This window comes from Vibrio sp. 10N.261.52.A1, from assembly GCF_002876325.1.
Classification (GTDB): Bacteria; Pseudomonadota; Gammaproteobacteria; order Enterobacterales; family Vibrionaceae; genus Vibrio; species Vibrio chagasii.
In genome coordinates, this window is the sequence record NZ_MCYD01000499.1 from 31,518 (window position 1) to 43,099 (window position 11,582).

8 protein-coding genes are annotated in these 11,582 nt (G+C 43.6%); all 8 read right to left on the reverse strand.

Features of this window, described 5'->3' with window-relative positions; translation table 11 throughout:
• A partial coding sequence (locus BCT81_RS05925; protein ID WP_133152578.1) for a conjugal transfer protein TraG N-terminal domain-containing protein occupies positions 1 to 4,669 on the reverse strand: 4,669 nt, incomplete at its 3' end.
• A gap of 3 nt (positions 4,670 to 4,672) precedes the next feature.
• Positions 4,673 to 6,079: a conjugal transfer protein TraH gene (locus tag BCT81_RS05930; RefSeq protein ID WP_157938859.1), complete on the reverse strand. Its 1,407-nt coding sequence runs from the start codon at positions 6,077 to 6,079 to the stop codon at positions 4,673 to 4,675.
• The gene (locus BCT81_RS05935; RefSeq protein WP_102423512.1) at positions 6,066 to 6,593 is read right to left on the reverse strand and encodes a hypothetical protein; all 528 of its coding nucleotides are present in this window, start codon (positions 6,591 to 6,593) and stop codon (positions 6,066 to 6,068) included. The genes BCT81_RS05930 and BCT81_RS05935 overlap by 14 nt, the downstream gene beginning before the upstream one ends.
• A 152-nt stretch (positions 6,594 to 6,745) precedes the next feature.
• Positions 6,746 to 7,693 (reverse strand): conjugal transfer protein TraF, encoded by a 948-nt coding sequence (gene traF / locus BCT81_RS05940; protein WP_102423513.1) that lies wholly within the window; start codon positions 7,691 to 7,693, stop codon positions 6,746 to 6,748.
• 3 nt (positions 7,694 to 7,696) lie between these two features.
• Positions 7,697 to 8,242 (reverse strand): hypothetical protein, encoded by a 546-nt coding sequence (locus BCT81_RS05945; RefSeq protein WP_081231361.1) that lies wholly within the window; start codon positions 8,240 to 8,242, stop codon positions 7,697 to 7,699.
• Positions 8,243 to 8,276: 34 nt separating this feature from the next.
• Positions 8,277 to 8,906, reverse strand: coding sequence for a hypothetical protein (locus BCT81_RS05950; RefSeq protein WP_081231360.1), 630 nt, complete (start codon positions 8,904 to 8,906; stop codon positions 8,277 to 8,279).
• A gap of 274 nt (positions 8,907 to 9,180) precedes the next feature.
• The gene (locus BCT81_RS05955; protein WP_102423514.1) at positions 9,181 to 9,675 is read right to left on the reverse strand and encodes a hypothetical protein; all 495 of its coding nucleotides are present in this window, start codon (positions 9,673 to 9,675) and stop codon (positions 9,181 to 9,183) included.
• 3 nt (positions 9,676 to 9,678) lie between these two features.
• Positions 9,679 to 10,725 carry a ParM/StbA family protein gene (locus tag BCT81_RS05960; RefSeq protein WP_102423515.1) on the reverse strand — a complete coding sequence of 349 codons (1,047 nt, stop codon included), beginning with the start codon at positions 10,723 to 10,725 and terminating at the stop codon, positions 9,679 to 9,681.
• Between the last annotated feature and the right edge of the window lie 857 nt (positions 10,726 to 11,582).

The window sequence follows — 11,582 nt, forward strand, 5'->3', positions numbered from 1 at the left end:
GTGGTGCTGAACTTTCAGAGCGTGAGTTCGTAGGTACTGTCTCATCCACTTTCTGCGGTGATGCACTTGCCACTTGTGTCGCTGGCGCTACATTTGCCGCTTGTGAGTCGGATTGTGGTGTTGCACTTTCAGGGCGTGAGTTCGTAGCTACTGTCTCATCCACTTTCTGCGGTGATGCGCTTGCCACTTGCGTTGCTGGCGCTACTGTACCCGTTTGAGCCACCGACTGTGGTGCTGAACTTTCAGGGCGTGAGTTCGTAGCTACAGTGTCAGAGGTCTTCGACGTATCTACCGTTTCGGCTGACTTATTATCAGGAGCTACCTCTTGATTACTTTGAACTTGGGTAGGCTGATTATTACTGTCCTCTTGCGGCAATGGGTTACTTGGTAATGCGCTAACAACCATTGAAGCTAGTTTGGAGAAACCTGTTTGATCATTGCCTTGGGTTGGTTGTGTCGTTGTTTCCTTTGAATTATTTGCCTCTGTTGGTTGAGCATCAGGTTGTGTATTTTCTGTTGAAGCAAGCATCTCCTCTTTCTCTTGCAACGACGTAATTGCCTGATTAGCCGTCATTTCACCTGAACTAACAGCATTGAACAGTTGAGCTCCTTCTTTTACAGAGATCGTATTACTGTCAATGGAGTCAAAGATTTGTGATTTCTGTTCGTCACTCATACCACTGTTCTCTGATGCCTCCATAAGTGCCAAGCTTTGCGCTGCAGTTTCAGCGAACTTTGTCATTGAACTTGGTACTGGTGATGGCTCATTTGACGGTACAGATCCCGGCACTGCTGTGTTCGCTACGGTGTCATTAACACCCGTTAATGGCGTTGTTCCGTTAGATTGGCCCTCTTTAATTGCAGCTTCGTTTTGCTCTTTACCTGTCGTTTCAAGTTGTGACAACTTCACTTCATTCGGTGTATCTTTAGCTGCGTGGTAAGCTTTCTGGTGTTCAGCCCCATCCTCTGTTCCAATCTGCAGATAATGTTTAGATAACAATTTGCCATTTACGACATCGTAATTCTTATTAACCTCAGATTGATTTGATAGATTCGAAACTTGCTCATCAGTAAGGGATGTACCAAGTGTTGAAGCAACATGAGCAACGTTGTTGTAATCAATGTCTCTGAATCCGTCCTCAGAGCCACCCATAAACAGTTTATAGTCCTCTAACGCTTCCATGGTGTATTTGCCCGATGCTAGTCCACCTACTTCTTTTGCAAATGACTCATCCTCAGACATTTCCGTTCTTAGTTTTTCTATATTCCCAACCGCATTATTGTGATGCTTGATTTCCGTGTCACTGAGTAGCCCATCTTTATTGAGCGTGTTCTCATCACTGGTTAACGCGATCACAGCGGCACCATACACACCTTCGGAATTAGTGGTGAGTCCAAAATCACGAGCACTTGGGTTAGTCGCAATTTGTGGTCTTGTTAATAAATCAGCACCTTTATTCAATGGAGATTCTAAGTGCTTCATATTTTCTGCGGCTGGCTCTGATAGCTGTTGAGCTGTCGCAGAGTGAAACTGAGAAACTAGCCCCGCTGCAACGTCGTTTACTAATCCACCAGCATCTTTCGCAGCACTCTTAACTTCTTGAGAAATTGGAGTTGGATTAACTGTATCAGTGGCAGTTTCAATGGCCTTAATTTCATCTGTTTTCTCAGGCGCAACTTTTGATGCATTGGCGCGAGCCTTAACAACATTTTCCTCGTGCTCATCTTTGATATTTTTGGTGGTCAATAATCTACCAACCTCACCCAGTCGTTCATCTCGCGTTTTCTCAAAGCCTTGCTGGTGTCTTTGAATTTCTTCCGGAATGCCTGCTACAGCTGAGTTGCTGGTGGTATCTTTCACAGACCCTAAGTTGTTACTCATCGTGGCAAAGTTTTTCGACATATCATTAAGGGCTTTGTCACCAATCAAGAAGTCGGCTTCATTGAATTTCTGCGAGATATCCATCAAGCCCGATTTCATTGAATTCATGTCTTTAGCGTTCGCCACTTCTTGATATTGATTAACCATTTCACTTGAGAAAAGTACTGCTGCAGCACGACCCACATCTCCGTGATAGTATTTAGATGCATCACGTTGTATTTGGAGGTTTCGGGCTTGAGCATTGGCCTCAACGACTCTACGCTCCTCTGGGTTCATGTTGGCCATCTCACTTTCGGTGTTATAACCATTAGCCACCCACTCTTTAAATTCCTTATTGTTTGCCGCATTTGTAAAATTGGTTGAATAGTTTTGATTCAAACCTTTTGCAACACCCAATGCGTGACTCGTCGTTTCTTGGAATTGTTTCGCAGCTGTATAACTTTTCAGGTCTTGAATAGCATTTTGTCCCGTTTCGCCCCAACCTGTCGTTCTTGAAAGACCATGAACCTTTTGAATCGCTTCTTGACTGGTATATTGAGCACCGGTGCCGCCTTGTTCACTGGTCACGTAACCTAAGCTTGCCTGCAATGCCTCTGCCTCACGTTCCGTAAGGTTAAATCCGCCTTCTGCGTTAACCTGAACTCGGCCATCAAGACCAACCGCGAAGTCACTTTTGCTTCTTGAACCCACTCGGTCTGTTTTTCCGGAACTCTTGTCATTACTCTTAGTGTCAGTAACTTGGACTCTTTCTGCTTTTGAATTGCCCTTATCTTCTATGTGGCTGGTTCTAGTCACGGGGCCACGTCCGTGTCGTCCTGCAGCCTGAGAGCCCCCCTGCGTATTCGACATTGTTTTATTACTTTGTCCATTACTGTATTGGGTAGAGTCAGAAGCTTGAGTCGACGTCTTTGCACTCTCAGAGGTTTGCTGTGTTGAATCCTCTCCACTTCCCCAACCGAAATTTCCGCTACCCGAGCCACCACCACCCATGACTAACTTACCCATCAATTGAGTAATTTCTTGTGTATCTAGATTGGTGTTTTTCTGTAAGCCTTCACGCACCTGCGATGCAAATTGAGCATTTTCAGAATATTGATGACTATCACTACCGTTCGCACTTTTTCCTTTTTGAATCTGCGTCATAAGTTGAGAAAGCTTGCCCCATGACTGTTGATGTGAAGCTTGGGATGATTGAACTCGCGACTCTGCCATACTTGATGTAAGGGACAAGTTACTGGTCATATTCGACATACCACCGAGTGTTGGCATGTTTTGATCTTGAATTTGATTTGTTGAATGAACCACACCGTTATCACCCATAGTCCAACTGTGATTACCCATTCTGAGTGAACCATTTTTGGCACCAACTGCAATATCTGGTGCGACAGCACTAGGATTAACATGTGCGGTTCCCCCGATCTTGCCAGCCATACTCACGGTTGCGTACTCGCCACCTTTCAAAAGCATATAAGCCAACATAGGAACCATTGTCGTCATGTAAGAAGCGGTCGCGATATAACTTCGCGCTTCGGAATAGAAGTTGGACAATCCCCCAATGGTGTATGCTGTTTGCTCGGTGATCGACGTTTCCAACGCATTTTGAATAGACCAATCGAGATAGAAGTTAATCAGAATCATCACGAATGGATACAATCCAACCAAAACTAAGAATCTCATGTATGACGCGGCGATCTTAAAGCCCCCTTCACCAAAGATGATAAAGAAGGACATAAGTGGTGCTGCAAACCACACGAATGCTTCAAAAAATGAGATGGTGGCAGGGGCCATTTCAAGCCACAAGTTTCTGTCACCAGCCATAGTGAAAAGACGCTGTTGTTTCGCTTGATATTCCATAGCGTCAACAAGTTGGCCTCGTGCAGAATGACTAGCATCTAACCCCATAGCATTCTTTTTGACGTGATAATCAAGGAAGTTATTCATCTGAAATGTGTAGCTGTCCATTGATGCAGAGCCCAACTGCTGAAGTGCAGAGCTTACTTGTGTCGCTGAAATGCCTTTCGCTTCATTTAACTCATCGAGTCCGTCTGCTAATTTCGATTGGTCATTATCAATGTACGCGCTCAGTGCAGTGTAAGCGTCTTTACACGACATGAACGACGGTTGACCTTCAAGGTACATGTCGATGTACCAAATCGTTGAGCTCACCTCCATCGCGGCCCAAGCATCGACATTCGTCAATACATTGCCAACCTTCGCCTCTTGATAGGCTCCACCAACTTCCATGTCTTTGAACAAACAGCCATTCATGTAACTGTCTATGCTGCGTATGAAATCACTATCTGCATGTCCAATAGTACGAATATTCGGACTATTTACAGACCCTTCAATAGCCACCAGCGTTCTAAGTGCGTCTAAGTGTGTGCCTGAGTTCTGAGGCATCACAAAGATGTCACTCAAAATATCGATAAAAGCGATAGGTACTTGAGTCGTTACAGCCCCACCTATCGCTAAACCAACAGGAATGTCAGTGAAATACGCTGAATCACCCGTACCAGCATGTTCGACAACGATATCGACCCTCGGGTAGAAACACAGCATCCAGATAAGATAGCCCTTGCACACTGTTCCTAAGAATTCACCACCAATCTGACCCTTTTCAAAGAATTGTTTGAAGGCTGCAACGAAGAAGGAAAGAACTAATCCAAGACCGAACAAGTAGTTAGGCTGTCCAAAATCACCTGTTGATGGATCGAACGCCATCGACAAGCCAAGGAAAACTTGTCTAGCCCAATCAAAATTACCAATGGTATATATCAGAAATTCCATGACTTAGTTCTCCATACTCTTCTCGACTAACATATGCAAACGGTTCTTAGAGTCTTGTTGTTCATAGTGGCGGTCCACAATGTCCATCTGTATGTTCAACATTTCTCTTGCTTCTTTGATGTAGGCTTGGGCATTAGCATCGCTGTCGGCTTTAGCCGCGATTGCGACCGCATCCAAATACGCACGAGCAGACGCGAAAAATTGCATCGCAAAGTTGTACGCGTATTCATTAGCAATTGCTTCGTAGTAACCTTGGACCTCTGAACTTTTTCTGTATTTGGTCGCGAGTAAAGCTATGTAGCCATATACATCCATACCGCCACCCTGAATCACAGCTTTTTGAGTAGGACCAAAATCATTCGCACCGCGAGCACCTGTTCGATAGACCTCTAATACGCCTGCGGTCCCGTCTGTCGTTCCATCCAACGCTTCTAAGAACTGTTTGTTCAACGGCCTCCAATCAATCGTTTCTTGAGTGATATCGAGACATTTAGAGCTGGCCACCGTATCTGGGTTACCGTCATTACACTTGAGCCTTATCACTTGATCTTGAGTATCAAAGCCACCAAAAGCGATATCTAGCAGAGTCAATGTCGCTGGTACGGGAGTTGTCGCAATTGAAGAAGTTTCGACACCTTGGCGGTCAGGGTTAGTGTTATCAGCAACATCACGGATTTCTGTCCCAACTAGTGACATGACGGTTTCCGAAAATCTAGGGAAGAAGTCAGCGGCACCAACATTCATTTTTGATGTTCTCATGCCGTTAATTAGCAGGTTACCTGTCAGTAATTCCTCACCATTCTGAACTTTTTGGGAGAGCTCAAGTAATGAAGTGCCTGGGACCATATTTTGAAACCAATCAGCTGAATCTGTCGCAACGCCCGTTGAGTTTGCGACTTGACTGATTGCCAAAGTATCTCGGATTGATTGTTCATATGGGCCGACCGCGTTGGCCATTAATGCCTGACCCGCTTCACATGAGTTCTTGAAAAATTGGTTCCATTCATCCATCGCTTTTTTCAAGGCTTTGATGTTTGCAGCACACGTCGGACACAGAGCATCTAAAGCTAGGTTGAAGGCATACGACGCACTACCCGCTGCAATTTGTCTCATTGAGTTTTGAAGCATCCCAGTTAAATCTTTGATCATTGAAAATGAACCGAGATTAAGGTCAATCCCGTTACATCCGGCTTTCATCGAAGGACCTTGAAAGTTCACGATATTTGGATCATGACTCTTAACACGGTATGAAAATGAACCGAGCGCGATGGCGTTTTTGTTACTGGTTTCGTAGTCGACAATGCCATGACCTGTCGAGTACCCATTGAAGACGTCTTGCATTGGGTTGGCCAACACATTGATAGAGCACGTCAGCGAGGCGGCAACGATAAAAGACCTAATACGTTTCATAATTGATTGCCTCCTGCGCTTGTGCATTGACATTCTTTGTCAAACTTTTCTGTTGAGCTGATTCAGAGGAAGGGATAAACGGCAACACATTGAGTACCAACTCCTTCGCAATTTCGTAGCTGTCTTCAACCACCACTCGCTCATAAAACTGATATTCACTTGGTTCTAGAGTTTCAGGGTCAATAAGGTGAAGCTTGGCGAGTTCGTAGCTTGCTGACTCTGCAGAGCTATAAGCGGTCAAAGCTTCAGGCACCTCTAGAACGAGCGCTTCATAACGCAAAACTGGGAGCAAGCTTGAATAGAAATTTAGTAGGCTGACTTTCAACGCGTTGATGTCGCCTTTATTCGACGCAATAGCGCCAAATAGCCGCTCGTAATCGGGCATTTCTACTATTTGTCGAGTCGTCGATTGTTGCGGGTTGGTAGTGTCTGATGACGTAATCACGGGCTTTTGTGACTCGTTGGCCATCACTAATGTACTGAATGTCAGTAGAACCACTGGTATAAGCTTCATGACCATATCCTGATAGAGAACTAGGATTAGTGTTACTTAACGCCAGTGCAAAAAATTCAAATAAGGAGCCTTTTTTCGGTAATTAACGTGCAACTGATATAAAAAAGCCTGCTCATTAACTAATGAACAGGCTCCAATTCACCGTGATAAAGCTAATAACCTTGCTGTGCTTTGAGGTTCGATTCTAAGATTTCAACTAGATAGTTTGCGTCTGTTAAGGCTCTTTCTTCATCAATATCTTCAAATCGTGTAATTTGCTGTAGTGACTCAACTGCTGACGCGTCGTTAAATTGTTCTTCTGAAATCACATTGGCCGTCTTTGCCTGAATAAGAACCAATCTTACGATTTCACTTTCAGTCACAATACCTTGTGAAATGGGCGCTACAAACTCACCGGAATTACCAACTAAAAACAAAGCAGGCACTCTTTGAACGCCTAGCTCTTTATACTTCTGCTTGGTATCCGGTTGATACTCAGGAAACATACCATTTTCCATTGGCGCTAAATCGATGCTGATCGCATTTACATTAAAGCCATATTTGCTCATGAGGCGTTGGACAATGGGTGCTTGGCGTTTACAGTAATCACAAGTGCTCTCAAAAAAGAACCATAACCCTGCTTGTTTTGCTACTTCTTGAACCACTTCCTGTTCTGCACGATTCTTAGCTTCATTCTTAGCATTAAGAGCAAAACTCGATGTTGGCCTTGCTTGTGTTTCATCAAGAAGAGGGTTGTTGATGACATCTTGCATCCACGCTTCCCTAAACGCAGTCGCCTTGTCCATAATCACACGTTGCATGTATCGGGCTCGTTGGATGTTCTCCGGACTAGGGTCATTAATTGCTTCACCAACAAACTCCATAAAGTGCGCTCGTATCCATTTCGTCGACATAGGTTCAGGACCAGATTTTGCTGCACTTGGAGGGGCTATAGGGATTGGTGGAAGCTCGGGCTTTTTGGGTTCCTCTGGTTCAGGCTCCCCATAAAAGTGCCAACCTTGAGCGGCACTTTTATCATTGACGAAATTTGCATCTGCCGTCGCGGTAGCTGCAAATGCAAGGGCGCATATCATCGATAAGCCTAGATAGTTCGATTTCATAATCTATACCTCAGCGGCTTTGGCTTTACGACGATTTCTCGCTCTTTCTGCACGACAGTGAGCACAACCAGTACCAGGTCTTTCAGTGTGGCCAATATATTTTGTCCCACACTCACATTTGAAAATGTGGATCGTACCGTCACCGATACGATGAAGGAGTTGAACAAATCTATTGAAATTCACGTAAGCACGTATGTCTTCACTCGATTCATCAAATACTCTTGCATAAGCATCAAGCATCTTGTCGATATTGTCTTGAAGCGGCAATTTCACTGAAGGGTCATTGGAGAGGATTGAATAATAAGCCCAAAGCTTATTCGAGATGGGAAACGCTTCCGGTACTTGATGAAGAAAGCTCGCATCTTTACCCATTCTTGATTTTTTAAAGTCTGTCTGCATTCGGCCAAGCTCATGTTGAGCAGACTTAGGCACTGAACCTAAAAGGTCTTTAATTGTGGCTGCGTTTGCACCAAAGCGTACAAGATCGAGTGCTCGCGTCTCCAATTTCAGCGCCATTTGAGACGCTGTGGATAATTGTATCTCGGACATATGACTATCCTTTCAAATTGTGAACAGACTGAATTTAGATCATATCGGTCAAGGTACGCATACGAATGCGTTCTACGCCGACATTGTGACTTTGAAATTCATGAGTCTCTAAGGCATTCAACATCTCAGCTTCAGTACCTTCGTGAAATACGAAAGGATTGATACCGGCAGATGTGAACCTGACAATTTGAAACAACTCAAAACTAGCAAACTTAGTGATTTCTTGTTGAGTTGCCATTAGCTCAATCATCGCAGAATGCGGATCTGTTTGAGCGAGGTTGTGCATTGCGAGAATTAGTGATTGGCACTGAAAACTCATCTCATCGGTAGAAGGTGTAGATTCAGAAGTGACATTGAGATAAGCGTTCAATCGTGTCCGATAATTTTCAAACTGGCCTGTTTCAATTGCGGTATTGAGAACCGATAAACCTGTTTGTTTGGTGCAGCCAGAACGTAATGGGGCAAGGGTAAAGATATGATGCTGCGTCTCTGCAAACTTCTCTAGAGTATCGGGCTCGATACTTATAAATCGATCTACGTCGATGTTAGTCAGAAAGTTAATTTGAGCGGAGCATTCTCTGTTAGTTAAAACAGATTGGTGTGCAGCTGACAATATGCGAGCGGAAATTGCACGCACGGCTGCCATGTGGCCTAGACGTTTCATAAGTAAATCTTCCATGCTTTTTACGCAGTTTGAGCGATCCCAACATTGACCTTTCAAACACCTTACTAAGCTCACCACGAGCGTTGTTAGGTTGCGTTTACAGTATTGACGTTGTGTTCATTTATACGAAACTACGAATTCCATAATACGCAATTTGTTTTAGTGAACTCTTGGATTATTGCATAAATGTATAAAATCACAACAATGATTACAAAAAAACATACACATTCTCAATATTAAGTCTTGACTTATCGCAAATGTGCTATGCAAAAAATCAACTGATTAATCCGCTTGAAGTCAAGTTATCAACCAGTTCCGTAGATACCAAATCTGCTGGGTCTGTCTGTGGTGATTTAGCTTCAGGTATCTGTGGAGAATTTAGGGAAGTACCGTGTTCGTTGTTGGTGTTCACGTTACCCAAAAATCGATTAATAATTGCTTCACCGGATTGGTGATATAACAGCCCCAATTGGAAAAGAATTGGGAGTAACCAACTTCGGTTTTCAGAATGATTCAATTCGCTTAACAAAACTGGGAAATCACGTTTAGATATTCTAAATCGCTCATTAACCTTCTCCCCGTTGAACGGCATCGTAAGCTCAACTTGTGATGATATCTTTTCCCAGTTCGACTCGTGCAATCGCTTGATCACTGCGCCTTTGTTTAGTATTCGTCGCAACATGATGCGCTTAAACTTCGGACTATCGGGGATCTCGATAGCTCCCCTTTCCACCCAAGTCGACAGGTTAACATCGATACTATTACTCATAAGCTACGCAACCTTGTTTGAATTAACACCCGCGATTTGTCTAGCTAACTCAGCAAAACCAAGGCATACAGCAACTTCATGTTTCTCGACTAACTTCACAGTATGTCTCGGAAATGCACGTTCTAGCGCTCTCGCGAAATCTGGAGCTGGACCACCAGACACAATAAACTCTTGTATGTCTGATGCTTCACCAAGCATGTTAGTAAGCAAATCGACTGCTTCATTGCACAAACTGTCAATCAGCGGCAAGCAGTCAAAGACACCATCAGCGACAGGGAAGTCATACGCTTCAGCAAATATTTCGAGCTTTTTCGTGTTGAATGCTTTGTCTACCAATTCGGTGCCGATGGACGTACCCAAAATTTCTGACAGGTAGGTGCTCAGGCTTCTGAGAATTTTCCCCTGACCTAGTTCGAATGCCTTTGTACGTTCTTCGTCGATTGTAAGCCCCGTAGAAGTCAAGAAGTCGGTTGTTCCATAACCTGGATCAACAGTAACTCTCGCTCGGTTCCCAAGCGCCTCCATAATCCCGCAGTTCATTTTCTTTGCTTCTGACTTTGCATGATAAGTAAGTGCGCCAAGTGGCTGCGGCAATACATGTGCCTGTTTGACTCGGATCACTCTCCCATCCACATGATGTTCACCAATCATAAAATTGAGTAATTCATCTTTACGATCCAGTTGGTTTAATGGAAGCCCTGCCACCAGCAAGTCAATGCAATCCGTTTTTAATAAGCTTAAGCCACCGATAAACAGCGCCTTGTAAGCCGGACTGGAGATGTAACGTTTATTAAGAAGTCTTTCGTTGGCGTCAGCTGCTTTTGATAAAACTCCCGGTCCCACTTCATAACTACTTCCGTCAATGTTCACTAAAACCGTATTTCGCTGAGTTGTGCCAAACGATTCCAGTCGCTTCAGCTCTGTAGGATTCACCTTTACAGCTCTTGATGGGAAGCAATGGTAATAACAGTGATCGCCTGTTATTTCAGATGCAACGCAGGTGGTTCCAAAGCCTACATCTATCGCTGCAACTTCCAGTTGTTTGTTCATAATCAATCACTCCGATCATTTGTCTTGATGTCAAACCTAGTGATACACAAAAATTGATGATGGTTTAGCAATTAGTGAGGGTATTTTTCATGTTTATTGTTAGTTGTTGAAAAATATCGTGCATGAATCGAATAAAATTGTATTGCGTATGAGGTAAATCGATATGCTTGGGAAATATTGATAAACACCGTAATAAATCGGTTAAGGAATGACATTTGTAGAAACAATTGGAAAAAATTGCAAAACATCGTTTCTATTTTGGTGGGATTGGGAATTGTATGGGAAGATTTGCGCGTTCTTGAAAGCAATTAGCCAGAAATCGAAAATCGTTACTAAAAAGAACGTCCATCAACCGACATACACATTTTGAGCGGTATTGTTAATCCTTATTTTCAATGACGCGCCTTAACGAAAGTAATCTAGTTCTGATCATCACTGCTAATCAACCACTATGAAACGACAGTTCGTTTCAGAATTTGGCATCACTGTCCCTACATATATCAATGGTGGTATCAAAATTCGAATTAAATTGAACCACCAAAACATTAGCACCTGCTAATAAATGAGATGTCTGACACCCCCCTCAATATATGTAGGGAATTTGAAAATGAGGATTTTATGAGTGTGGTGGACATATCTCCTACATATACATGGGGTGGTATCAAAAAGACGAAAAAGTGACTGGTGACAACGAAAATTCACGCGAAAATTCAGGTTTTCGTCATATATTAGTGGTGGTGTACCACCCTCCGTATAGTAGTATTATAAAGGGGGAGCTAAAAAAAAGGCTCCCGCCAAGGGAGAGGTCGCTGGCGCATGGCAATTTAGAAAAGATCCTACCCGAGAGTTAATCATTG